This window comes from Aporhodopirellula sallentina SM41, from assembly GCF_000346505.1.
Classification (GTDB): domain Bacteria; phylum Planctomycetota; class Planctomycetia; order Pirellulales; family Pirellulaceae; genus Rhodopirellula; species Rhodopirellula sallentina.
The window spans coordinates 1-742 of the sequence record NZ_ANOH01000049.1; the positions used below are offsets into that span (position 1 = coordinate 1).

The following is a 742-nucleotide window of genomic DNA, read 5'->3' on the forward strand; positions in this document are numbered from 1 at the left end:
GGTTCGTGTATTTCGTGGTTTGGAATCAGGCGTTGGTTATTGCTGGAGTTGATCACCACGAAACACACGAATGACACGAAAGCTGGTCTTCGTTGTTCCTTTCGTGTATTGCAGGCCCTGATGTGAAAGTCAACGAACGATGCGTTCGTATTCGAGTTTGGGATAGTGGCCGAAGTTGGCGATGATGCCGAGAGGGAAATTGGTTGCCATGAGATAGTTGTGGACCTGGGCACGATGTTGCGAGGTGATCACAGCGACCGCTTTGAGCTCCACGATGATTTTGCCGTAGCAGATGAAATCCGGAATGTACTTTGACTTCAATTCATTCTGCTTGTAACGCAGCGTCAATTCCGTCTTGGGCGAAAAGGGAATCGCTTGTTCGGTGAACTCAAATTCGCAGCATTCTTGATAGACCGCTTCCAAGTAGCCACAGCCCATCTCGCGATAAACCTCGAATAGCGCCCCCATCACTTTGTAGCTTTCGTCCTTCAAAATGATGGCTGCCATCGGATTGTTCACAAACAGGTTCTTAGTCGGAAGAGTATCGGATCATAACAGGCCAAAGCTATGCTGGTGGGGGATGAAGCACACGAATGACACGAAAGCTGGCCTCCGTTTTTCCTTTCGCGTGTTTCGTGTATTTCGTGGTTGTGATCCAGGCGTCGGTTGCTGCGGGAGTTGATCACCACGAATGACACGAAAGTTGATCTCCGTTCTTCTTTTCGTGTGTTTCGTGGTTTGG

General features: G+C 49.1%; 1 protein-coding gene. It reads right to left on the bottom strand.

Going from position 1 to position 742, the window contains the following annotated elements:
• Nucleotides 1-129 precede the first annotated feature (129 nt).
• Nucleotides 130-507, bottom strand: a complete 378-nt coding sequence (locus RSSM_RS02545; RefSeq protein WP_044300735.1) for a GxxExxY protein — start codon at nucleotides 505-507, stop codon at nucleotides 130-132.
• Between the last annotated feature and the right edge of the window lie 235 nt (nucleotides 508-742).